Annotated in this window: 23 protein-coding genes and 1 pseudogene; 17 read left to right on the forward strand and 7 right to left on the reverse strand. The window is 59.4% G+C overall.

The features are described 5' to 3' along the window. Positions 1-214: pseudogene (locus AB3N21_RS16245) on the forward strand (dihydrolipoyl dehydrogenase); the annotation flags it as partial. A 119-nt stretch (positions 215-333) separates the two neighbouring features. Here the strand turns inward: AB3N21_RS16245 and AB3N21_RS16250 are convergent. Together AB3N21_RS16250 and AB3N21_RS16255 are read right to left on the reverse strand one after the other, a co-directional pair. Further along, positions 334-723, reverse strand: coding sequence for an ectoine synthase (locus tag AB3N21_RS16250; RefSeq protein WP_367936206.1), 390 nt, complete (start codon positions 721-723; stop codon positions 334-336). A 17-nt stretch (positions 724-740) separates the two neighbouring features. Beyond that, entirely contained in the window at positions 741-1,490 is a 750-nt protein-coding gene (locus AB3N21_RS16255) for an SDR family oxidoreductase (protein ID WP_367936207.1), read from the reverse strand. Positions 1,491-1,610: 120 nt separating this feature from the next. Between AB3N21_RS16255 and AB3N21_RS16260 the strand changes: the two genes are divergently transcribed. Further along, the gene (locus AB3N21_RS16260) at positions 1,611-2,489 is read left to right on the forward strand and encodes a LysR substrate-binding domain-containing protein (protein WP_367936208.1); all 879 of its coding nucleotides are present in this window, start codon (positions 1,611-1,613) and stop codon (positions 2,487-2,489) included. 250 nt (positions 2,490-2,739) lie between these two features. Here the strand turns inward: AB3N21_RS16260 and AB3N21_RS16265 are convergent, their stop codons facing one another. Next, positions 2,740-3,717, reverse strand: coding sequence for a hypothetical protein (locus tag AB3N21_RS16265; RefSeq protein WP_367936209.1), 978 nt, complete (start codon positions 3,715-3,717; stop codon positions 2,740-2,742). After that, positions 3,714-4,748 carry an alpha/beta hydrolase gene (locus AB3N21_RS16270; protein ID WP_367936210.1) on the reverse strand — a complete coding sequence of 345 codons (1,035 nt, stop codon included), beginning with the start codon at positions 4,746-4,748 and terminating at the stop codon, positions 3,714-3,716. The genes AB3N21_RS16265 and AB3N21_RS16270 overlap by 4 nt, the downstream gene beginning before the upstream one ends. 120 nt (positions 4,749-4,868) lie before the next feature. Between AB3N21_RS16270 and AB3N21_RS16275 the strand changes: the two genes are divergently transcribed. Further along, the gene (locus AB3N21_RS16275; RefSeq protein WP_367936211.1) at positions 4,869-5,822 is read left to right on the forward strand and encodes a LysR family transcriptional regulator; all 954 of its coding nucleotides are present in this window, start codon (positions 4,869-4,871) and stop codon (positions 5,820-5,822) included. Positions 5,823-6,119: 297 nt separating this feature from the next. Here AB3N21_RS16275 and AB3N21_RS16280 read toward each other — a convergent pair whose 3' ends face one another. Beyond that, the gene (locus AB3N21_RS16280) at positions 6,120-7,034 is read right to left on the reverse strand and encodes a helix-turn-helix transcriptional regulator (RefSeq protein WP_367936212.1); all 915 of its coding nucleotides are present in this window, start codon (positions 7,032-7,034) and stop codon (positions 6,120-6,122) included. On the opposite strand from AB3N21_RS16280, the gene AB3N21_RS16285 reads away from it, so the two are divergent. From AB3N21_RS16285 to AB3N21_RS16310, 6 genes are all read left to right on the forward strand, one after another. Further along, complete coding sequence (locus tag AB3N21_RS16285) at positions 7,015-8,325, forward strand: MFS transporter (RefSeq protein ID WP_367936213.1); 1,311 nt, start codon at positions 7,015-7,017, stop codon at positions 8,323-8,325. The genes AB3N21_RS16280 and AB3N21_RS16285 overlap by 20 nt on opposite strands. A gap of 80 nt (positions 8,326-8,405) precedes the next feature. Then, positions 8,406-8,822 carry a VOC family protein gene (locus AB3N21_RS16290; RefSeq protein WP_367936293.1) on the forward strand — a complete coding sequence of 139 codons (417 nt, stop codon included), beginning with the start codon at positions 8,406-8,408 and terminating at the stop codon, positions 8,820-8,822. 374 nt (positions 8,823-9,196) lie between these two features. After that, positions 9,197-9,619, forward strand: a complete 423-nt coding sequence (locus tag AB3N21_RS16295) for a DUF2087 domain-containing protein (RefSeq protein ID WP_367936294.1) — start codon at positions 9,197-9,199, stop codon at positions 9,617-9,619. Then, positions 9,612-9,992, forward strand: a complete 381-nt coding sequence (locus AB3N21_RS16300) for a GFA family protein (protein ID WP_367936214.1) — start codon at positions 9,612-9,614, stop codon at positions 9,990-9,992. Before AB3N21_RS16295 ends, AB3N21_RS16300 begins: the two co-directional genes overlap by 8 nt. Before the next feature lie 155 nt (positions 9,993-10,147). Next, positions 10,148-10,873 carry an SDR family oxidoreductase gene (locus AB3N21_RS16305; RefSeq protein ID WP_367936215.1) on the forward strand — a complete coding sequence of 242 codons (726 nt, stop codon included), beginning with the start codon at positions 10,148-10,150 and terminating at the stop codon, positions 10,871-10,873. Between the two features lie 204 nt (positions 10,874-11,077). After that, a complete protein-coding gene (locus AB3N21_RS16310; protein ID WP_367936216.1) occupies positions 11,078-11,419 on the forward strand; it encodes a hypothetical protein in 342 nt (113 codons plus the stop codon). A gap of 381 nt (positions 11,420-11,800) precedes the next feature. On the opposite strand, the gene AB3N21_RS16315 is transcribed toward AB3N21_RS16310, so the two are convergent. Beyond that, a complete protein-coding gene (locus AB3N21_RS16315) occupies positions 11,801-12,307 on the reverse strand; it encodes an RNA pyrophosphohydrolase (protein ID WP_367936217.1) in 507 nt (168 codons plus the stop codon). 135 nt (positions 12,308-12,442) lie between these two features. Between AB3N21_RS16315 and AB3N21_RS16320 the strand changes: the two genes are divergently transcribed. The 3 genes from AB3N21_RS16320 to AB3N21_RS16330 all read left to right on the forward strand — a co-directional run bounded on the left by AB3N21_RS16320 (position 12,443) and on the right by AB3N21_RS16330 (position 16,388). Continuing rightward, the gene (locus AB3N21_RS16320; RefSeq protein WP_367936218.1) at positions 12,443-14,470 is read left to right on the forward strand and encodes an FAD-dependent oxidoreductase; all 2,028 of its coding nucleotides are present in this window, start codon (positions 12,443-12,445) and stop codon (positions 14,468-14,470) included. Between the two features lie 290 nt (positions 14,471-14,760). After that, positions 14,761-15,459 carry a hypothetical protein gene (locus AB3N21_RS16325; protein ID WP_367936219.1) on the forward strand — a complete coding sequence of 233 codons (699 nt, stop codon included), beginning with the start codon at positions 14,761-14,763 and terminating at the stop codon, positions 15,457-15,459. A gap of 314 nt (positions 15,460-15,773) precedes the next feature. Continuing rightward, a complete protein-coding gene (locus AB3N21_RS16330; RefSeq protein WP_367936220.1) occupies positions 15,774-16,388 on the forward strand; it encodes a hypothetical protein in 615 nt (204 codons plus the stop codon). 21 nt (positions 16,389-16,409) lie between these two features. Here AB3N21_RS16330 and AB3N21_RS16335 read toward each other — a convergent pair whose 3' ends face one another. Continuing rightward, positions 16,410-16,691, reverse strand: a complete 282-nt coding sequence (locus AB3N21_RS16335) for a DUF1294 domain-containing protein (RefSeq protein ID WP_367936221.1) — start codon at positions 16,689-16,691, stop codon at positions 16,410-16,412. Between the two features lie 116 nt (positions 16,692-16,807). On the opposite strand from AB3N21_RS16335, the gene AB3N21_RS16340 reads away from it, so the two are divergent. Genes AB3N21_RS16340 through AB3N21_RS16360 form a run of 5 tightly spaced genes read left to right on the forward strand, consistent with a single transcriptional unit; the run spans position 16,808 to position 21,937 of the window. Continuing rightward, the gene (locus AB3N21_RS16340) at positions 16,808-17,377 is read left to right on the forward strand and encodes a helix-turn-helix domain-containing protein (protein WP_171177755.1); all 570 of its coding nucleotides are present in this window, start codon (positions 16,808-16,810) and stop codon (positions 17,375-17,377) included. Continuing rightward, entirely contained in the window at positions 17,377-18,000 is a 624-nt protein-coding gene (locus AB3N21_RS16345) for a LysE family translocator (RefSeq protein WP_171177753.1), read from the forward strand. The genes AB3N21_RS16340 and AB3N21_RS16345 overlap by 1 nt, the downstream gene beginning before the upstream one ends. Before the next feature lie 4 nt (positions 18,001-18,004). Beyond that, positions 18,005-18,382: a GFA family protein gene (locus AB3N21_RS16350; protein ID WP_367936222.1), complete on the forward strand. Its 378-nt coding sequence runs from the start codon at positions 18,005-18,007 to the stop codon at positions 18,380-18,382. Between the two features lie 19 nt (positions 18,383-18,401). After that, positions 18,402-20,852 (forward strand): FAD-dependent oxidoreductase, encoded by a 2,451-nt coding sequence (locus tag AB3N21_RS16355; RefSeq protein ID WP_367936223.1) that lies wholly within the window; start codon positions 18,402-18,404, stop codon positions 20,850-20,852. A gap of 38 nt (positions 20,853-20,890) precedes the next feature. After that, positions 20,891-21,937, forward strand: coding sequence for a zinc-binding dehydrogenase (locus AB3N21_RS16360; protein WP_367936224.1), 1,047 nt, complete (start codon positions 20,891-20,893; stop codon positions 21,935-21,937). The last annotated feature ends 9 nt before the right edge of the window (positions 21,938-21,946 follow it).

Below are 21,946 nucleotides of genomic sequence, written 5' to 3' on the forward strand. Positions count from 1 at the left end.
GCTTGGGGAACCCGAGGGGTTGGTCAAGACCGTATTCGACGCCAAGACCGGCGAGCTTTTGGGCGCGCATATGATCGGCGCCGAAGTGACCGAGATGATTCAGGGTTACGTGGTGGGCCGCCAGTTGGAGACCACCGAAGAGGACCTGATGAACACCGTCTTCCCGCACCCCACGCTCAGCGAAATGATGCACGAAAGCGTGCTCGACGCCTAAAGGCTGTTGAGGGCTCTCACTACCTATCGACGCATAACGCAGAGAGCCGCAGGAGAGAGCCCAACTTGGTGGATGCTGCGCATTGCATAAATGGCAGTTTGCCCGAAACGCCGGCCTCGTCAGGATCCACTTAGCGCATAGCTTCCGTCTTCGCGGTGCACTTCTTGCCCGCTGAGCGGCGGATTGAAGACGCAGACAAGCCGCAGATCGGCGTTTGTAGCGCGAACCAGATGCCGATCATATTGATCTAATGCATACAGCGTAAATGGCTCAAGGGAATGCCAGGTTTCATCGCCGAATGCCCTGATCTGCCCCTTGCCCTCGATACAGTAGCACGCTTCCAAATGATGGGTATATTCAAGCTCAAGCTCTGCGCCCTTATTGATGACCGCGTCGGTCAGCGAAAACCCCATGCCATCAGAGGCCAGCAAGAGCCGTCTGCTGTTCCAACCCGGACCCGAGACGTCTCGATCTGTACCAAGGATATCTTGGAGTTCCGTAACGATCATCCTTCACCGCCTCATTGCTATCGGACCGCGCGGTTCATTCCGCCATCGGACAGAATACTCTGACCGTTGATATACCGAGCTCCCTCGCTGGCAAGAAACACGCAAGCCTGCCCAATTTCCTCGAATGTTGCTGGCCGCTGCGCGGGGATTTCCCGACGGGCCCGTTCGGACAGGTTCACGTTTTCGCAGAACCCGGGGAGTAGGTTGTTCATACGAATGTTATGCCGGGCATAGCGATCCCCATAGAGCTTTGAGAAACTGTGCAGAGCACCGCGCAGCATGCTCATGGGATAGGGTGCACGTGGCTCGACTGCATTCATGGACGAGATATTTACGAAGGCACCGCCGCCTTGTTCGATCAGTATCGGCGTGACGATACGGGCAATCTTCACGACGTTCAGCACATACATGTCCAGACTTTCGTGCCACAACTCGTCGCTGAGTTCCAAAAGCGGCCCGTCAAAGTCGGGATCGAAGCCGACGGTCTTGATGGCTTCTGGCACCGAACCGCCGTGGCCCATGTTGCTGACGATTGCATCAATCCGACCATACTTGCTCATGGTGTCGTCAATCATCGCTTGCAAATCAACGACATCCAGCACAGAGCCGCGGCGGCCAATGCCCCCAAGCTCCTCCGCCAGTTCGACTGAGCGATTGGACGGGGACATCAGCGAGACCTTGTATCCTGCCTTTGCCATTTCAATGGCGCAGCCCCTGCCAATACCCTGACCAGTTCCGGTCATCAGCGCGACTTTGACTTCGGGCATGGTGTTTCCTTTTTTGTGGCAAAAAGGGTGCGAGGTTTTTTTGGTATTGAAGGCAGTGTAACTCCTCATAATAAGGGCCGCCTATCGAGTTTATGGAGCATTGCTATTAGATTTTCTCACATGGCGGAAAACCTCAGACACCTTCGTGCCCTTCAGGCCTTTGACGAAACCGCAACCCACTCCAGCCTGACTAAGGCAGCGGATGTGCTTAACGTCACCCACGGGGCGATCAGCCGGCAGATCAAGTTGCTGGAACTACATCTTGGCGTGACGCTCTTTCATCGTCGCCCCAATGGCGTTGAACTGACAAAGGCTGGGGAGTGCTTGCACCAGGCAACGCGCGGGGCATTTTCTGCATTACAGCTGGGCGTAGTGGAGGTGAAGCGGCTACATCACCGTCAGTCGATTACAGTGTCCTTGTCCACATCGCTGGCGCTCAAATGGCTTGTGCCGCTACTCAGTTCGTTTCAACAAGAACATCCGGGCATCGCATTGTTACTGGACACAAATGATGCCTTTGCGGATTTTGATGCGTCCGAGGTCGATGTCGCGTTGCGGTTTGGGGAACCCGGTTGGGACGGACTCTATCATGAGCAAATTAGACAAGAAGAACTGATCGTCGTGGCCGCGCCTTCCCTTGTTGAGAAAACACGCCGGCCAATGCGCGCCGAGGTGGTGGCTGATCTCCCACTCTTGCACGATGCCTTCAACGTTGGATGGGAAAGCTGGGCTGCACAAGTTGGGCTGAGCGCTGATCGGATCAACTCGCAAAGCATCAAGTACGTGGACAGCGCAGTTCTGTTGGAGGCCGCGATTGACGGGCAAGGCGTGGCATTGGCCAGACATCTTTTGGCCGCAAGAGACTTAAAACTTGGTCGACTGATCCGTCTCGATGAGAGCAGTGTTCCATTGGATCGTGGGCTCTACTTCGTCTGTCGACCCGGCGATCAGGAGCGGGACGCTGTTAGGAAATTCAAGAAGTGGCTCATGTCGAATTGAGCGTTGTGCCTTAATTGACGGTCCGCGAGAGCAGTCATTAAACCACGTATTTCAAAAGTTGACTTTGTTGCGCACTGCGTGAATCCGTCCAACACGCAAATTTGCGGTTGAAGCGAAAGTCCGGAAGCACGGGCCGCACCGCCGAGGCAGCCGGCAGTGGTCAACGGCAGGTTTGGGCCGCCAGCTAACTTCCTGTGCATACGCTACAGGTGGAGGTTTTGCGCCATGGAAACCAGAGCATCGGCGTCTGTTAGTCGAGGTTTTGCGCCACCTGAGACGGCAACTCCGCATAGGATGCGTCATAGAAATATGTCAGCCATATGGACGACCCATCGAAGAATATGTCGGAAATTCCACGCGAATGGGATCCGGTGATCAATGGGTGAACCGTTCCATCAGTTTCGACGCGCAAGAGCTTCGCATTCGGGTATTTTTCGTGGCCCCGATAGCCTCCGACGATAACTGTCTCGTTGACTATTTCAACGGATTCCAAATTACCAAAACCCTCTGAAAGTGTTGCAACGGTATGCCCATTGTCCGAATGCGGAACCCAATACAAGGCGCTGTCCCAGGCATCGTCGCTGCCCCAGGACACCGCGTAAATTCCTGTCTCTGCGATTGCAAAGCGGGCAAGCCCACTGATACGCAGATCGCCATGGTAAGGCTGAATTTGTCCGGTCTGGGGTGCAACGGATAGAAATGCGCCCCGCCCAAAATCGCTCACAAGTAGGGTGTTCTCGTTGAGAACTTCGATATCGTAGAGAAAGACGCCGTCTTCGTCGAGACCCTGCCGCCAGCTTACAGCGCCATCCGGTTGGGTAGAGATAACCTCATTGCCATCTACAATGATAATCTGGTTGCCAGCGCGCACCATTCCGGTCGGGTTGCGAAGGCCTTGTCCGTCGGAAAGCTCGATCTCTTCCGTTTCGCCGTCTGAAGCAATCCTGTAAAGCCCGCCATTCGTTGCGTCTGAGCCAAACTCTTCACCTGGCCCACCTGGTCCAATCGATACTGCGTAAAGATCGCTCTCCATTGGCAATACGGCTTCGGTAAAGGGTGGCAGCTTTTGTTCGGCGACAGCAGGGCACGCTACCGAGCATGCGACCAGTAGCGAAAGAGTTTTCATCGCAAATTTTACCCCTGTGTAGCTGCGCTTTGATTTTGCCGCCCGTTTTCCAGGCAATGATTGCTCGGGGACGGCCGCAATGAAGCAAACGGTCTGCATCATGAGCTTCGGTCGAAGGCAAGAAAGTGCGGGGCAAGCGCATTGACGGCGGTGTCAATGATCAGCGGGTCTTCGTAAAACTGAAGCTGGTTGGCACCGTCGATCCAATGCAGTGTTTTCTGCTCCGACGCTAAATCTTCAAAAATGCGGCGCGGAATGTCCTGGCCACTTGCAGCTTTGTCGCCATGGATCATCAATACGGGCAGGCTCAGTTGAGGGGCCGTTTCGTCGATCCGCCAACCCCAAATGCTGGCTTCGCTCATCGCGGTGATGCGGTTTTCCCAACCGCCCTTGAAAGTCAGCCAAGGGGCCCTGTTGTCCCAAGGCAAGTACCAGTCCGCAATGGCCGTTGCGGTCAGCAGAGCATCCTCAGAACCGACGATCGGAATGTAGCTTGCTTCCCCTGTATTTGCGAAATCGGCGGCTGCTTTGGTCGCGCGTTCCATGCGCGCTTCAACTGTGGCACTACTGCCAAGGTACATTCTTGCGGTCTCTGCGGTCAGATAGTGGCCCGCGACGACCCCGAGAGACGCTACGCGATCATCTATCACGGCTGTTTCAATCGCCCAGTTGACGCCCTGGCAGATCCCGAGAAGATGCAGTCGATTTGCGTCAATACCTTCCTGGCCGGCGAGAAATCCCAGGGCTGCTTGGCAGTCTTCCACCTTGGCTTCGCCAGACTCATAGCGTCGGGGAGCGCCAGAGCTTTCTCCGTGATAGCGCGGATCAAAAATCAGAACGGCCATCCCGCGCGATGCCAGGCGGGTTGCGTATTGTACAGGTGATTGTTCCTTGACGAAGGCAACAGGTCCGATGATCACAACTGCCGGATGAGGTCCTTCCGAAACAGGTCTCAACAACTTTCCAACAAGGGTTTCCCCTGAGCTGTCAAAGGACACTGTTTGAACATCGTAGGAGCCAAGTGCCGATTGATCCACGTCACCGGACGACGCCGCGGTGGCGGACCCGGCAGCGAAAGTTCCGCTCATGGATGAAGCAATCGCAATTGAGTTGAATTTGCGACGTGTAATCATTGCTGGTGTCCTTTCGTATTCAGTTTGATGGCCTCCGCACCCAAAAGATCAAGGACGGAACGCCTGATCGGGGGCGCCCGGTTGGGCTTCGCTTGTCAGTTAGCTCGCGATCGGCATAATTTGGATGACGAAAACAGCATGATGGGCATGCAGAAAATGAATGATAGACTGACTTCTCTGGATATGCGGACTCTACGGTTCCTGCAGCTTCTGCTTCGCACAAGAAGCGTGACACGCACGGCAATGCATCTGGGGATCAGCCAGCCCGCCGCCAGTCGAATCCTGGCCCGGGTACGTGACTTGATAGGAGATCCGGTGCTGATCCGAACGCAGTCTGGATACAAGTTAACGGATCATGCTCTGGGCTTGAATGAACCTGTTGATGCAGCACTGTCAGCGATAGCTGACGTCTTCAGGCCTTCCGCCTTTGATCCGGCACAGTCCAACCATCGCTATTGCATCGCCTCGACAGATTACGGCGTCGCGGCTGTCCTGGGACCAATGATGGAAGTCTTTGCCGTTACCGCACCAGCATTAAGGTTCGATGTCTCGCCACTGGTGCCGCAAAGCTTTAGCGACCTGGAAAAGGGAGCAATTGATCTGCTGCTATACGCAGATTTGGATGCAAAGGAAGATTTGCTCGTTCAAAAACTATTTGATGAGACCTACGAAGTCCTTTTTCGACAAGGTCATCCGCTTGAGGAACCTTCAGCAACAAAGCTGGCCCTTACTCCGCAGGACGTGTCCCCTTACCGGTTAATCGAGTTCAACTTTCCGGACACGACGGGTTTGAAACCGGATACAATCATGCGGGAAGAAGGAGATGGTTCAAATGCTGTATTCCAGCAGCCCTACTTTACCACACTGCCCTTCCTGGTAGGGCAGACGGATGCGGTCGCAGCTGTTCCCAAGCGGCTGGCAGAGCAGGTTCGGAAATCGACAACTCTTTGCTCAGCGCCGTTTCAGCCGCGTTGCGGCTTCCCCTATTACCTGGTCCGCCACGAGCGCAGCCGCTTCAATCCGGCAGTCAACTGGTTGAGGGAACAAGCACTGGAGATTACCAAGTCTCACTGATCAGGAATACGAACATTGATGGTGTTTTGAACATCAGATTTCAAAGTTCACACAGGCCATCCAATTCACCGACCGCCCTTGAGTTCCAACAAACCACACTATCCACAGACGCCAGTTTTGTTGGGCCGAGTTGCAGCATTCACAGTTACTGTTGGATGTCTGCTTAGGGCTGCTCTCCAAACCTACGTCTAATTTCCAGTTTTGCGATCGCAGCGAATGTCTGTTCAGTCGGGCCGCACCGCAGCGACAGTGACCAAGATCGAACGGCAGGAATGGGCCGTCTCGATCACCAAGTCATTACTGCGGAACTGATCGGCTCCTCAGAAATTCACTCGGGCTGACGCCGAGGGTTTGACGGAACATATAGCTGAACGCGCTTGACGACTCGTATCCCATGTCAAACGCAACCGATGTCACGCTCTGACCTGATGCGAGGAGCGAGACGGCGTGCAAGACCCGCGCGTGCCGCAACCACTTGGAAGGGGGCATGCCTGTATCCGCAACGAACAAGCGTTCAATCGTTTTCCGACTGGCAGGCACATCTGACAACCAAGCTTCCACCGAGCGCACACTGCCGGGATCATCCAGCGCGGCTTTCGCGACCCCGTGGAGGCGCGCATCTTTCGGCAGGACCAACGACAGCGGCACGTCTTGCGCGGAGATCAGTTCGTGTCGAAGCAGGGTGTGCAGCGCCTTGTTATGCGCCTGTCCTCGATTTTTCGTGCTTTCTGGCATGGCAGCAATGAAAAGTGCTTCAAGGAGCGGCGTCATCGTGATGACCCGGCAGTCAATGCCAAGGTGCTGCGCTTCATCGCGGTTAACGTCCACGTAGAGCATGACGTTATTGGACCCGTACCGCATCCAATGTTCAGCATCCGGGGGGATCCAGATCGCCATCGCCGGGCTGAGAAGCAGGACGCGGTCGGGCGTTCCCACATACATTGAGCCTGACGCCGCTGAGATGAGTTGCCCAAAATCGTGCGTATGCCAGTCGTAGCTTTCCCCGGACTCAGGCCTGATCGTCTCTCCGAGGTAGCGTGGGCGATCAGCGTTGTCTGATTGCGCGTCCTTCACTGACGAATCCTCGATGGTAATCGCCCCTCTTTCGACAGACAGACATACCACCGCCACGTAGATTTTACCAATCAATCGGAGAAGGGTCCGGTTTCTCGCATCGGATAGCAAAGCCACCTTGACCAGCCGCACTTTCATAACCTGGTTCGCTCTGGGCCATTTCGCCAATGATTGGCCGATTGCCGCCCTGTGGCTGATCGTGCCTGCGGCCGGCCTTGCAATGAACCTGCCGCCCGCGGAAGTTGGCCTGCTTTTTACGCTGTTCAGTGTGGGAGGTGCACTGGCTTATGTGCCGGCGGGGCTCCTCGCCGATCGCGTATCGAACCGAGGCCGCCTGCTTGTCGGAACGTTTTTCTGGGTTGCTCTCGGCTATGCGCTCGCGGCGCTTGCCCCGGGATTTTGGAGCCTTGCAATTCTTTTGGCGACTGCGGGGTTAGGAAACGCGGCCTGGCATCCGATTGCAACTGGGGTGCTTACACGCGACAACAAGACCGATCGGGCGCGCATCTTGGGTGTACATGCACTTGGTGGTTCGTTCGCTGAAGTTCTGGCTCCGTTGTCGGTTGGACTGCTTCTTGCGTTCCTAGACTGGCGCGGTGCGCTGGCTATTTCGGTACTTCCGACGGTCTTGATGGGGCTTTGTTTTTTATGGGTAGTGCGCTCAGTCCCCGCCGTAGAAAAACCGCGTGTTGGTCAGAATGAACTCCGGGACCTGATACGCGCGTGGATCGGACGGAGGGGATTGCGCATCATCGCATCTTTTTCTCTCTACAACATGTCTCTGATCGCACTGCTGAGCATGTTCCCACTCTATCTGGCGACGGTTCACGACCTTGCCCCTGCAACCATCGGGATTGTTTTCGCAGCTATGCTAATAACCGGTGCGCTAGCCCAGCCTTGGGTTGGGGCGATATCCGACAGGCTCGGTCGCACACCGATACTCGCAATTGGAAACGGGCTTGCTGCCTTGGCAATCGCGACCCTGATGTTCGAGCCGCCATTCTGGTTCGTGATTGCCATGATGGCGCTTGCGGTTGCGGCGCTGGACGCGATCCGCGCGGCAATGCTTGCAGCGGCTGTCGATCACACGGATCACAGCGAAAGCACGACGTTGGGCTTCGCGTTCGCCCTTTTGGACGGTGTCGGTGCGTTTGGAGCGGTTCTGGCCGGGATGGCGGCAGGCATCTCTTGGGGTGCCATGTTCGGCCTCGCCGCAGCACTCGCATGTGGTGCCGCAATTCTAAGCGTCAGAACCCCCCGTAGATTACCGCAGGGCGGCAACGCACCCTCTGCCGTGCCACCGACAACAGGGCGAGAGGAAGTGTCGGGGTGGAACCAACCGAGAAACGGTGTCTCTTACACCACCCCGGCCGAGGGCAGAGGCATGACGATCGAAGAAGCCAAGGCTGAACATGCGTGGCGGTTCTAGGCGGATGCCTGAGGACCGTCAAGCAAGGCATGATGAGTCTCGGGTTGAAGCAACTGGCAAACCGGAAAGGAGCCCATACGTTGATTGCATATGTCACAATCGGCGCCGATGATATTAAACGCGCGGAGCGCTTCTACTCCGCATTCCTGCTGGATCTTGGATATCGGCTGGATGTATATCACGGTGATCTGAGCTACGCGCTGCCCGAAAAACCAGGCCGATCACGCAACCTGCCCGAGTTCTATGTCAAATCCCCCTTTAACGGACAGCCCGCTTCGGCCGGGAACGGAACGATGGTTGCATTTGAGGCGCGCAATCAGCGGCAGGTCCGTGACCTTCACGCCGCCGCGCTCGCGGCAGGAGGGTCCGACGAGGGCCGGCCGGGATTTCGACAGTCCTATGGGCCGAACTTTTTCGTTGGATACCTTCGCGATCCTCAAGGCAACAAGATCGCATTATTTTCCAGCGATCCGAGCGAACCGGGACGCGATGGATGACGGCAGCCATATGGACGCGGGAGCTGTCCGAGGACAACCTTGGCCGCGGTCACGCTTTTTGCTATGTCACCTCCACGGTCGGCAGACACCGAGGCGTCGCTGCTCCTTCGGGAGAGCTAAACCTGCCATCAAGATCGAACGGCATAGCATCTATTCACACTGATGAGAGCGCCGCTTCGTCAAGCCTGCGACCGACGAAAAAGCACCGGCGCTCACTGTGGAAAACCATGCCGAAGACCCCTTTACCCCTGCGTGCGGATGACCTGACCACGTTTGTGCGCGCACTCTCCAGGCAGTTGGGCGACGCGAGTCCGTCGCATCTCGCCCTCATGAATATGACTGCGCGAGCAGCGGGCTTTCACAACGTCCAGCACATGCGTTCCGCGCGCGCAGCCGCGCAAAGGCTCAGCCGTGCTGCCGATGACCCACCCGTCGATGCACGGTCAGTCGAACGCGCTTTGCATCAGTTCGATGCCCAGGGCCGTTTACGCCGATGGCCTTCAAAGCGCAGTGTGCAGACACTTGCTCTCTGGGCGCTCTGGGCGACGTTGCCCGCCGGTCGGTCAATGCCTGAGCGAGAGGTTAACGAACGCCTCACCCGGGAGCATCTGTTTGACGATCCTGCGACACTGCGTCGGACGATGATTTCCTGCGCGCTTCTTTCACGCCGCAGAGATGGAACAGACTACCGACGTATCGAACAGCAACCGCCTGCAGAGGCGAAAGCTCTGATCAAGTCACTTGGTGTGCAGCGTCGGGCAAGATGGCAGGAAGCAAAGGAGGTGAGCCATGCATAGAGGCTCCTGCCTTTGCGGTGCCGTGCGGATCACGGTCGAATGTGACCTTCCGCGTCCAACGGCATGCCACTGCACCGCATGCCGCAAGCAGACCGGCCACTACGAGGCGTCCATAGATATTCCCCGGACTGCGCTTCAGGTCGCGGGGGAGAACGCCGTCCGATGGTACCACTCCTCCGAGAAGGTCCGGCGCGGCTTCTGCGGCACCTGCGGGTCGACACTGTTCTGGGATCCGGTTCAACATGACTGGACGGCCGTTGCCATGGGCGTCTTCGACGGCGCGACGGACACCGCATTGTCGATGCACATCTTCGTCTCGGAGAAGGGGGATTACTATGAAATCCGGGATGGGCTACCGCAGAAAGCCCGGTAGGTCGGACTGAGCTTGTACAGTCACAGTCAACGCCGTTCATGGACCCGGATCATGCGCTTTCGGGTCTGGCGCCTTCAACATGCGCATAAATCGGGTCGAGGTGCGGCTGTCCCAAACCTTAGTCGAATGTCATGCAACCTTTGAAAGGCATGACAATGGAACTCAATGGAAAGACTATCATCATTACTGGAGCGAGCAGCGGGATCGGTGCTGATGCTGCAATGCTCTTCGCTTCAAAAGGCGCCAATGTCGTATTGGGCGCCCGCCGCGAGGACAAACTCGACGAGATCGTCGGATCCATCGCCAAAAATGGTGGGAACGCCGCACGGCTCGCCGGCGATGTCCAAGATGAGACGTATGCTGAGGCACTTGTTGAGCTGGCCAAACAAAGCTTCGGTGGACTTGATGGAGCGTTCAACAATGCGGGATTGGTGGGCGACCTTGCACCGATCTCCGATATGGGCACGAACAACTGGCACAATGTTCTCTCCGTTAATCTGAACAGTGGCTTCTTTGCCGCCAAACATCAGATTCCAGCACTTCGTAAACGAGGCGGCGGTTCGATTGTGTTCACGTCCTCTTTCGTGGGCCATACGATCGGATTGCCTGGGATGGGTGCCTATGCCGCCGCTAAGGCCGGATTGATCGGATTGAGTCAAGTCTTGGCGGCCGAGCTTGGGCCGGAAAACATCCGCGTTAACGCCCTGCTCCCGGGTGGGACAAAGACACCAATGGCTGGTGATGACCCGAATGTTCTGGATACGGTAAGTGGCTTTCACGCACTCAAGCGCATGGCAGAGCCAACCGAGATCGCTAGGGCAGCTCTGTTCTTGCTTTCTGACTACGCTTCCTTCGCAACAAAACCACGGTTTGTCCTGTAACGCTTTGAATCTCCAGGTTTTCAAGAGAGAACGTGAAATCGCCAATGCGAACGATTCCAGAAGAATTCGTGTCGATTTCGTCGCCATTTCGGGACAAATCACGCTCCTCCACGTGTCCTAATATAGCGAACCCGGCGCGCTGCTGGCAAGCTCACCAGCCCTCAGGCGGCGCGCATCAATCCGAGAAACGACAGGAGAAATAAGATGAAACTGATTATTTCCGCCGCGCTGACACTTGCCGCCGCCGCCGCCCAAGCCGAAAGCCGCATCGACGCGTTATGTGGGCCGGGTCATGTGAATGAGGCTGTGTCGATGGAGGATATCGACGCCAACCCCGACGGCTACTATATCCGCAGCCTGAAAACGCAAATCCGCCACGGCGATCCACGTATTGTGCAGGCTGCCGGCGACGTGTTTCATCTGTGCACACGGTCCGCGGCAACGCCGGAGATGGACAGCACACTGGCACATCTTTTGATCAATGAACGCGAAGTTAAATACCTATTTGTACCGCTCTGTCCAAAAACGACCGAGCCGAACAGTTGACCACTGACGTGGTGCAAGGCTGTGGCATCTGGGAAAACCAGCACACTTTAGAATGCGGACATTTATTCCGTCATTCTCAATGGCGGAATTGTCCACGGTTTAAACCCACCCACCACTTTCTGAATGTCCCAATGGTGGCTAGGGCAAATCCCGAGGCTGCAGCTCGTGTTCGCGCTCTATCCGGATGCAGGCTATGCCGGCATCCCGGGGGGCCTCACTTTTGCGGGATGTGCCAGTTCAAGGGAAAACGGTGCCGAAAAAAGGGAATCAAAGTGAGTGGATTGAAAAACTTTGATTTCATTTAATAAATTACGGTGCCAAAGAGGGTTTTTTTTGGAGTGCCTGCCAGCCTGATCAACCCTATTGGCCGGTCCGGGTCATTTACCGGGATGGTGTTGCGCCATGGTCGAGGTGCTCGGAAAACACTGCGAGGACCTGTTCGTAGACGGCGCGTTTGAAGGGCACGATGTCATCCACCAGCCGCGCCGGGTCCTGCCATTTCCAGCGGGTGAACTCGGGGTGATCGGTCTCGATGTCGATCTGGTCGTCCGAGCCCACAAAGCGCAACAGGAACCATTTCTGTTCCTGCCCGCGATAGCGGCCCTTCCAGATCTTGGGCACGATGTCATGTGGCAGGTCATAGGGCAGCCAATCCTCGGATTCGGCGATGACCTCGACCAGATCGGAACGTATGCCGGTCTCTTCCCACAGCTCACGCAAGGCTGCAGCGCTTGGGTCTTCGCCCTTGTCCACCCCGCCCTGCGGCATCTGCCAGGCGTCCTTGTGACGGTCGTTGCGCTGGCCGACAAAGATCTTGCCATCGGCATTCATCAGCATCAGCCCGACGCAGGGGCGGTAGGGCAGTCTGGCGATTTCTTCGGGGGTCATCTGCGGCCTCGTCCTGAATTCACCCTTCTCTAACAAGCACCATCCCGGCAGAACAGGGGGTGACGTCAGGTTTCGCGTGACAAAGTTGACGTGCGCGTCAATCTTCGGCGCAAATCCTGAGGGAGAGTTTTCGTGATGACTGCGTACCCGAACATGCTGGCGCCGCTGGACTTGGGCTTTACCACCTTGAAGAACCGCGTCCTGATGGGCTCGATGCATACCGGTCTGGAAGAGACCGGCGATTGGAACCGCGTGGCCGAGTTCTATGCCGACCGCGCGCGCGGCGGTGTTGCGTTGATGGTGACCGGCGGGATCGGTCCGAACCTTGAGGGTTCGGTCCTGCCCGGGGCGTCGATGATGGTGTCCGACAAGGATGTGGCCAACCACTCGGTTGTTACCGAGCGGGTGCATGAGGCGGGCGGCAAGATCGCGATGCAGATCCTGCATGCAGGCCGCTATGCCTATGGGCCGAAATGCGTGGCGCCCAGCCCGGTGAAATCGCCGATTTCTCCGTTTCCGCCGCATGAGCTGGACGAGGAAGGGATCGAGAAGCAGATTGGTGACATCGTGAATGCCGCCGTGCTGGCGCAGCACGCGGGCTATGACGGGGTCGAGATCATGGGGTCCGAGGGCTATTTCCTCAACCAGTTCCTCGTCACCCATACCAACAAGCGCACCGATCGCTGGGGCGGGTCCTATGAGAACCGGATGCGCCTGCCGATCGAGGTGGTGCGGCGGACGCGCGAGGCCGTCGGCACCGATTTCATCATCATCTACCGGCTGTCGATGATCGATCTGGTGCCCAATGGCTCGACCCATGACGAGGTGGTGCAACTGGCGCAGGAGATCGAAAAGGCCGGGGCCACCATCATCAACACCGGTATCGGCTGGCACGAGGCGCGGATACCGACGATTGCCACCAGCGTTCCGCGTGCAGCCTTTGCCTGGGTCACCAAGAAGCTGATGGGCAAGGTGTCTATCCCGGTGATCACCTCGAACCGGATTAACACGCCGGAGGTGGCCGAGCAGGTGCTTGCGACGGGCTGTGCCGACATGGTGTCTCTGGCCCGGCCGATGCTGGCGGATGCGGAGTTTGTCGCCAAGGCCGAGACCGGACAAGCCGACCAGATCGCGCCCTGCATTGCCTGCAACCAGGCCTGTCTGGATCACACGTTCAACGGCAAGCTGACCTCGTGCCTGGTGAACCCGCGTGCGTGTCATGAGACGGAGCTGGTGATCGAAAAGGCAGAGACGCCCAAGCGCGTTGCCATCGTTGGCGCCGGGCCTGCCGGGCTCTCCACCGCCATGACCGCCGCCCAGTGCGGGCACAGCGTCACCCTGTTCGACAGGGCCGATGAGATCGGCGGACAGCTCAACATGGCCAAGCAGGTGCCGGGCAAGGAAGAGTTCTGGGGCCTTGTCGACTGGTACCAGACCATGGTGGCCGATCTGGGCATCACGCTGGAGCTGGGCCGCGACGTCTCGGCGGATGATCTGACCGGCTATGATGAGGTGGTGATTGCCACCGGCGTCACTCCGCGCGATCCGCAGATCCCCGGGCAGGATCGCGACAATGTGCTGAGCTATATCGACGTGCTGCGCGGCAAGGCCCCGGTCGGCAAATCGGTGGCCGTGATCGGCGCGGGCGGTATCGGGTTCGACGTCTCGGAATACCTGCTGCATGAGGGCGAGAGCCCGACCGAGGATCTGCCGCTGTGGATGAAGGAATGGGGCGTGACCGATCCGGCGGAGCACCGCGCGGGCCTGGCCCCCGAAGGCCCGCAGCCCGAGGCGCCCGCACGGCAGGTCACGCTGCTTCAACGCAAGGCGCAGCGGCACGGCAAGGGGCTGGGCAAGACCACCGGCTGGATTCACCGCGCCACGCTGAAGATGAAGGGCGTGAATTTCGTCGGCGGTGTGAACTATGAGCGCATCGACGATGCGGGCCTGCATGTGAGCTTTGGCGAGGCGCGCGAGAACCCCACCGTGATCGAGGCCGAGACCATCGTGCTGTGCGCCGGCCAGGTCTCGGACCGCTCGCTGGCGGACGCGCTGATCGATCGGGGCGTGACCCCGCATGTGATCGGCGGCGCGGATGTGGCCGCCGAGCTGGACGCCAAGCGTGCGATCAATCAGGGGACGCGGCTGGCGGCGACGTTCTAAGGTCCTGAACTGTCGAACGTCAGATGGCTTTGACCCTCACGTCACAAACTAACCCAAAACTGGATAACAGACCTTGGCGCAAGCTGCGACGAAGGTGTCGAAAGAGCTAAAAGTTCCTCCGTGCTGCGGAGGGGACGAATGTCGGATACCGCTTCGTTCCTACCTTTAATCCACAGCGCATACTTCGTATGCTTCACTGCTGAGTTCTCCAATTCGTGAGCGCCATCCCGTGGACCCAATCAGTGCATGCGTTTAGCATCGGTGATCACACAGCACGAAGGGAGGCACACATGTCGAAACTCACCATCAGAACAGCCGTTCATGGGGTCGCGGCGCTTGTAATCTGCTGTTTCGCGGCGACCGCACAGGCGCAATCGGGAAGCGAGGAGATGTCTTTCTTCGTCACCAGTGTGGGCAAGGGTGACGGTGCCAATCTAGGTGGGCTCGATGGCGCCGACGCTCATTGCAATGCGCTTGCTTCGGCGACCGGTTCTTCCAAGACCTTTGCTGCCTATCTGAGCGCCTCCATGGCCATTGATCGCAGCACCGACCCGATGACAATCACAAATGGCATTTCTGCACGCGACCGGATCGGATCGGGTCCATGGTATAATGCCAACGGAGAGCTCATCGCCAACAATGTCGAAGACCTGCACAGCGATGGCGTGAACATTAATCTGCAAACCGCGCTCGACGAAAACGGTAACCCTGTTAACGGGCGTGGCAGTCAGCCGAACAAACACGACATTCTGACCGGCTCCGATTCCGCCGGACACTTCTCGACGGCAGGCGGCGATACGACGTGCAGCAACTGGACCTCGAATAGTGAAGACGGATCTGCGATTGTCGGGCACCATGACCGTGTAGGTCTGAACGATGCCCGAAACATGGTGTCCTGGAACTCATCGCACGGCTCGCGCGGCTGCGGAGAGGAGCATCTGCCGCGTTCTGGCGGGGCGGGCTTGTTCTACTGCTTCGCAACGGACTGATCGGGCAGCCTTTGTGTACGCGTCCCCCGTATGGCGCCTGGTATTGCTGGGTTAAATTTAGGGATCGCGTTCTGGAAGCGGTCATTGGGCAGTAAAAGTCTAATTGCCGCTTCGTTCGCACAGCCGACGTCGGGTCAGATATGCCTGACGTTTGGGCCAGCAACGCGCAACGCGGTTCACTTATCGGATTCAGAAAATCACGCTCTTCGAGTCAAAGCTTCACGACGTTCCACGTGAATCTAAGCAAACTTTGGCCAGATGGGGCGATGTGCTAACCTGTTGTCATTCTTTGAACCCGATTTGGATTGAATGACATGTCAGACGCACTCACCTACATCCCGCTGCTCGATGGCGATGAAACCCTGTCCGGCTACCGGTTCCGCATGGGCGGACAGTCTGGCGAGGAGGGGCTTGCGCCTTCGGCGGCCGGTGCGCCGGACGATGTGGTGACGCTGGATCAGCATTTTGTCACCTCGGTTGCCTATACACGCGAGGCAAGCGGCAAGATGAGCTGGTTCGCGGGGCTGCTGAAAGGCGATGCCGAGGGTAAATCCGTTGGCGTCGTGCAGGAGGCCAAGATGTATACGGTCCGCGAGATCGAGGGCCAGCGGGTCGAGATCGGTGTCGCGGTGCAGCTCAAGATCGAGGCGACCACTTTCAAGAGCAGCGTTCAGGTCACCGTTCCCAATATCGCCGCCGAGGCGCAACTGGGCCTGTCGCGCGCGCAGATGGAGATCAGTGTCCGCGGCTATAGCGGCATGCTGGGTGAGATGCTGCCCGCGCCCAGCGGCGTCAACCTGGCCTCATACGCGCATTACATCGAAGCCTTTGCCAAGCTGCAGAAGCTTGTCTTTGGCCCCAGCGGACAGGCGCATTTCTCGCCGGTCGTGCTGGGCCGGGTCATACGCGGGGAGGCCGGTGCGGCGTGACGTAGTGGAGCGCGGAGCAGGTCACCGCAGGTCCGGCAGGATTTCCGTCAGCAGGAAATAGCCGACCACGGCCTGGATCGCGACGATGATGAACAGCCATTTGACGAAGCCGCGCTTGCGGGTTTTGTGACGGAAGATCCAGCGCCCGACCAGCGCGCCGGGGCTGCCGCCGATGGCCGCCAGCCATAGCAGCCTGCGTTCCGGAATGCGCCAGCGCCGCCGGCGGGCCTGCAGCTTGTCCCAGCCGAAGGCCAGCACCGTCACCCCGTTGACGATCCAGAGATACATGATCGCGATCCACATGGCCGCCGGGATAGCCGAGTAAGAATCCGATGGCCAATGAAAAAACGTTTGGAAATTTCATCGATTCGCGGCATCGTGAAAATCAGCGAGAATTTTTCACGACCCGGACCACAGCCTTGAACAGTCAAGCTCCACAAAGTGCAACCTTGGGTGCCGATCTGCGGGCCCTGCGCAAGGCGCGTGGGCTGACCCTGGTGGACATTGCCGAGCGGCTCGACCGATCCGTCGGCTGGCTCAGCCAGGTGGAGCGCGACAAGTCCGAGCCCTCGATCTCGGACCTGCGTCTGATCGCCGAGTGTCTGGGCGTGCCGATGTCGATGCTGTTCGCGCATCATTCGGTGCCCGCCGAGGAACAGGGGTACGTGGTGCGCGCCGGGGCGCGGCGGGCCATGGGGTCGGGTTACGAGGGGCTGATCGAAGAGCTGCTCTCGCCCGATCTGACCGACGATTTCGAGATGGTGCATTCCACGTTCCAGCCCCGGTCGCTGATGCAGAACCCGGCCGAGCGCCCGACGCAGGAGGTCGGATATATGGTCTCGGGCCGACTGGAGCTGACCATCGGCGACCGGTTCTTTACCGTCGGCCCAGGCGACAGTTTCCGGATCCGGAACGAACCCTATCAATGGGCCAACCCCTATGACGAGCCTGCCGTGGCCGTCTGGGTCATCGCGCCACCGGTGTACTGATGAGCTTCGAGGCCTGGACCATATTCGCGCTGTTCTGGGTGGTCTTCGTCACCACCCCGGGGCCGAACGCGGTCAATTGCATCTCGAACGGGATGAGCCTGCCCTTTGCCAAGGCGCTGCTGGGCGTGCTGGCGATCCTGACGCAGGCCAGCGCGTTTCTGATCCTGTCGGCGCTGGGGGTCACGGCGCTGATCGCCGCCTCTCCGACCGGGTTCTTTGCCGCCAAGCTCATTGGCGCGGGGTTTCTGATCTGGCTCGGAGTGCGGGGCTGGATGAATGCGACCAAGCCTGTGCCTGCCACCGAACGTCCGGCGCGCCACATCTATCTGCACGCGCTTGCCATCGCGACGATCAATCCCAAGAGCGTTGCGGGTTACCTCGCCGCGTTTTCGCAATTCGTGCAGCCCGGCGTGCCGATCTGGCAGCAGATGACCGTGATCATGCCCACCGCGCTGACCATCACCGCGCTTAGCTATACCGGGTTCACGCTGCTCGGTGCCCTGATGGGCCGCGCGGCAATGGGGGCGGTGTTCAATGCCTGGGTGCGCCGGGTCATGGCCACCTGTTTCATCATCTACGGTGTGTTGCTGGGTACCAGCACCACGCCCGCAGCAAGAGGGTAAACAGATGCATACCGGTTCCTGCCTGTGCGGCTCGGTCGCCTTCCGCATCGACGGAGAGCTCTCTCCGCCCTCGGCTTGCCATTGCGGCCAGTGCCGCAGGCAGTCAGGCCATGTCTGGTCCTCGACCTCGACCCACGAAAACAACCTGAGTTTCGCCGCCAGCGACACGCTCGGCTGGTTCCGCGCCTCGGACATCGCCAAGCGCGGCTTTTGCAGCAATTGCGGATCGTTCCTGTTCTGGAAGCACAATGACGAGGACACGATCTCGATCTCCATGGGGGCGCTGAATGCGCCCACCGGACTGACCCTCGCCCGTCACATCTTTGTGGCGGACAAGGGAGACTACTACGACATCACGGACGACCTGCCTCAAGAGGCATGAATAAAGGGAACAGAAAGACATGAGTGATTTTCCGACAAAGGCCCGCGTGGTCATTATCGGTGGCGGTGTGGTGGGGACCTCCTCGCTCTACCATCTGGCCAAGAAGGGCTGGACCGACTGCGTTCTGCTGGAAAAGAACGAGCTGACCGCCGGCTCGACCTGGCATGCGGCGGGCAACGTGCCGACATTCTCGACCTCGTGGGCGATCATGAACATGCAGCGCTATTCGACCGAGCTGTATTCGCGGCTGGGGGAAGAGGTCGATTACCCGATGAACTATCACCAGTCGGGCTCGATCCGTCTGGCGCATACCAAGGAACGGGTGCAGGAATTCGAGCGCGCCCGCGCCATGGGCCGTTATCAGGGTATCGAAATGGAGATGTGGTCGCCCGAAGAGGCGAAGGAGCGCTATCCGTTCCTGGAAACCCATGACCTCGAAGGTGTTCTGTATGATCCCAGCGATGGTGACATCGACCCGGCGCAGCTGACGCAGGCGCTGGCCAAGGGTGCGCGCGACATGGGCGCCCGCATCCTGCGCTTCACCCCGGCCACCGGTGTGACCCAGCATCAGGACGGGACGTGGACCGTGCATACCGGGAAAGGCGTTATCGACTGCGATTATGTGGTCAACGCCGCCGGGTATTACGCACAGCGCGTCGGCGAGTGGTTCAAGCCGTATGGCGGGCGCACCGTGCCGATGATGGTGATGAGCCACCAGTACCTGCTGACCGACGAAATCCCCGAGGTTGAGGCGTGGTCCAAGGCGCATGGCGGAAGCAAGCTGCCGCTGCTGCGCGACGTCGATATCTCGTACTATCTGCGGCAGGAGAAGCACGGCTTCAACCTTGGCCCGTATGAGCCGAACTGCAAGGCGCATTGGGATACCGACGCGGACCCGATGCCCGACGATTTCAGCTTTCAGCTCTGGTCGGACGATCTGGACCGGATCGAGGATATCGTCACCGATGCGATGGAGCGGGTGCCGCTGATGGCGACCTCGGGTGTGTCCCGGGTCATCAACGGCCCGATCCCTTATGCGCCGGACGGGCTGCCGCTGATCGGCCCGATGCCGGGCGTGAAGAACGCGTTCGAGGCCTGTGTCTTTACCTTCGGCATCGCCCAGGGCGGCGGCGCGGGCAAGGTGCTGGCCGAATGGATCGTCGATGGCGCCACCGAGTGGGACATGTGGGCGGTCGATCCGCGCCGCTACACCGACTACACCGATCACGACTATTGCGTGAAAAAGGGGATGGAGACTTACGGCAACGAATACTCCATGCATTTCCCCCATCACGAATGGCCCGCCGCGCGGGACAAGAAGCTGTCGCCGGTACATGCCAAGGTCAGGGAACTGGGCGGTGTCATGGGCGCCTACAATGGCTGGGAGCGTGCCAACTGGTTCGCGCAGCCGGGCGATGATGTGTCCGAGGAAAGCACCCACACCTGGGGCCGGTCGGGCCCGTGGGAACAACGGATTAAAGAGGAATGCGAGGCCGTGCGCGACCATTGCGGCGTGCTCGATCTGCCGGGTTTCTCGCGCTTCATGGTCAAGGGCGAGGGTGCCGCAGAGGCGCTGCGCGGTCTGGTTACCGGTGGTCTGCCCAAGGTGGGGCGCATCAACCTGGTCTATATCTCGGACCCCCGCGGCCGCATCCTGACCGAGATGTCCTGTGTCCGCATGGGCGAGGATGAGTTCATGATGATCACCGCCGCCCCCGCGCAATGGCATGACCGCGACCTGTTGCGGAACGTGATGCCTGCCGGTGTTACGGTCGAGGATGTGACCACCACCCGCGACACGCTGATCGTCACCGGTCCGAAATCGCGCGAGATCCTGTCGGGTCTGACTGACGCGGACCTGTCCTCGGGCTGGCTGACCCATCAGTCGGCCACCGTTGCGGGCCAGCCTGCCTATCTGATCCGGGTCTCGTTTGCCGGTGAGCTGGGCTGGGAGGTGCATGCGCTCAACGAGCATATGCCTGCGATCTACGAGGCCATCCTTGCCGCAGGTGCCAAGCCGTTCGGCATGTATGCGCTGAATTCCCTGCGCATCGAAAAGGGCTATCGCGCTTGGAAGGGCGATCTGAGCTCCGACTACTCGCTGCTGGAAGGCGGGCTGGAGCGGTTCGTCAAGCTCGACAAGCCGCAGGACTTCCCCGGCAAGGCGGCGATCCTGAGCGAAAAGCAGCAGGGCGTGAAAAAGGCCTTTGTCACCATGACGGTGGATGCGGGCGATTGCGACGCGCCGTATATGTCCTGCATCTGGCAGAATGGCGAGATCGTGGGCGAGACCACGTCCGGCGCCTGGGGCTATCGCGTTGGCAAGTCCATCGCGCTGGGCATGATCCGGGCCGAGCTTGCCAACCCGGGCACCGAGCTTGAGGTCGAGATCTACGGCGAGAAGCGCCGCGCGATTGTCGAGCAGGACCAACCCCTGTGGGATCCGGCCAACGAGCGCCTGCGCGCCTGATGTGACGGACCCGGCCCGCCCGTGAAAAGGAGAGAGCGATGACCCGGCTGATGCAAGGCGTCTATCTCACCCGGCATGGCGGGCCGGACGCGCTGGAATGGCGCGAAGACATTCCTGTTCCGGTCCCCGGGCCGGGGCAGGTTCTGGTCCGGGTGGCAGCCGCCGGGGTCAACAACACCGACATCAATACCCGCGTTGGGTGGTATTCCCCGGACGTGACCGGCGCGACGGATGCTGTGGATCAGGAGGTGGATGCAGGCGGCTGGGGCGGTGCGCTGGTCTTTCCCCGGGTTCAGGGCGGGGATCTGTGCGGCATCGTCGAAGAGGCCGATCCGGATGCCGGGTTCAGCCCGGGGCAGCGGGTTACCTGCCCGATCAACCTGCCGCGTCCGCGCCCCGGCAATCCGCAGGGCTTCATCGCGCTGGGCTCGGAAATCGACGGCGCCTTTGCCCAATACTGTCTGGTTGCGGCGGGGGACCTTTATGACGTCACCGCCTCGCCGCTGTCGGATGCGGAGATTGCCGCCATACCTTGTGCGTTCGGCACCGCCGAGAACCTGCTGACCCGGGCCGGCGTCACTGCCGGGCACAAGGTTCTGATCACCGGTGCCTCGGGCGGGGTCGGGCTGGCGGCGGTGCAACTGGCCGCCTTGCGGGGTGCGTCGGTCTGGGGCGTGACCAGCCCGGCCAAGGCCGAGGTGGTCAGGGCGCAGGGCGCGGCCGAGACCTTTGACCGGTGCGCGCCGCTGCCCAGGGACATGTTCGACATCGTCATCGACGTGGTGGGTGGCCCGGCCTGGCCCGGGCTTATCCTGGCGCTGAAACCCGGCGGGCATTATGCCGTCTCGGGGGCCATCGCAGGGCCAATGGTCGAGGCCGATCTGCGCGACATCTACCTGCGGGACATCACCATCCACGGCTGCACCCATCAGGCGCCCGAGGTTTTTGACCGCATTGTCACCCTGATCAATGAGGGCCGGATCAAGCCATTGATCTCGAAGACCTATCCGCTGCGCGACATTGCAACCGCGCAGGAGGACTTTCAGTCCAAGGCCCTGCCCGGAAAACTGGTTCTGATTCCGTAAGAGGCTCGC

This window comes from Ruegeria sp. (genome assembly GCF_040830605.1).
Lineage (GTDB): Bacteria > Pseudomonadota > Alphaproteobacteria > Rhodobacterales > Rhodobacteraceae > Ruegeria.

Excerpts from the sequence above, each read along its gene's own strand:
- AB3N21_RS16295 (WP_367936294.1), top strand. The coding sequence starts at position 9,197 with ATGCGTTCCGCGCGCGCAGCCGCGCAAAGGCTCAGCCGTGCTGCCGAT.
- AB3N21_RS16265 (WP_367936209.1), bottom strand. The coding sequence starts at position 3,717 with ATGATGCAGACCGTTTGCTTCATTGCGGCCGTCCCCGAGCAATCATTG.
- AB3N21_RS16305 (WP_367936215.1), top strand. The coding sequence starts at position 10,148 with ATGGAACTCAATGGAAAGACTATCATCATTACTGGAGCGAGCAGCGGG.
- AB3N21_RS16260 (WP_367936208.1), top strand. The coding sequence starts at position 1,611 with ATGGCGGAAAACCTCAGACACCTTCGTGCCCTTCAGGCCTTTGACGAA.
- AB3N21_RS16270 (WP_367936210.1), bottom strand. The coding sequence starts at position 4,748 with ATGATTACACGTCGCAAATTCAACTCAATTGCGATTGCTTCATCCATG.
- AB3N21_RS16360 (WP_367936224.1), top strand. The coding sequence starts at position 20,891 with ATGACCCGGCTGATGCAAGGCGTCTATCTCACCCGGCATGGCGGGCCG.
- AB3N21_RS16350 (WP_367936222.1), top strand. The coding sequence starts at position 18,005 with ATGCATACCGGTTCCTGCCTGTGCGGCTCGGTCGCCTTCCGCATCGAC.
- AB3N21_RS16250 (WP_367936206.1), bottom strand. The coding sequence starts at position 723 with ATGATCGTTACGGAACTCCAAGATATCCTTGGTACAGATCGAGACGTC.
- AB3N21_RS16345 (WP_171177753.1), top strand. The coding sequence starts at position 17,377 with ATGAGCTTCGAGGCCTGGACCATATTCGCGCTGTTCTGGGTGGTCTTC.
- AB3N21_RS16335 (WP_367936221.1), bottom strand. The coding sequence starts at position 16,691 with ATGTGGATCGCGATCATGTATCTCTGGATCGTCAACGGGGTGACGGTG.
- AB3N21_RS16330 (WP_367936220.1), top strand. The coding sequence starts at position 15,774 with ATGTCAGACGCACTCACCTACATCCCGCTGCTCGATGGCGATGAAACC.
- AB3N21_RS16320 (WP_367936218.1), top strand. The coding sequence starts at position 12,443 with ATGACTGCGTACCCGAACATGCTGGCGCCGCTGGACTTGGGCTTTACC.
- AB3N21_RS16280 (WP_367936212.1), bottom strand. The coding sequence starts at position 7,034 with ATGAAAGTGCGGCTGGTCAAGGTGGCTTTGCTATCCGATGCGAGAAAC.
- AB3N21_RS16315 (WP_367936217.1), bottom strand. The coding sequence starts at position 12,307 with ATGACCCCCGAAGAAATCGCCAGACTGCCCTACCGCCCCTGCGTCGGG.
- AB3N21_RS16310 (WP_367936216.1), top strand. The coding sequence starts at position 11,078 with ATGAAACTGATTATTTCCGCCGCGCTGACACTTGCCGCCGCCGCCGCC.
- AB3N21_RS16300 (WP_367936214.1), top strand. The coding sequence starts at position 9,612 with ATGCATAGAGGCTCCTGCCTTTGCGGTGCCGTGCGGATCACGGTCGAA.
- AB3N21_RS16325 (WP_367936219.1), top strand. The coding sequence starts at position 14,761 with ATGTCGAAACTCACCATCAGAACAGCCGTTCATGGGGTCGCGGCGCTT.
- AB3N21_RS16255 (WP_367936207.1), bottom strand. The coding sequence starts at position 1,490 with ATGCCCGAAGTCAAAGTCGCGCTGATGACCGGAACTGGTCAGGGTATT.
- AB3N21_RS16355 (WP_367936223.1), top strand. The coding sequence starts at position 18,402 with ATGAGTGATTTTCCGACAAAGGCCCGCGTGGTCATTATCGGTGGCGGT.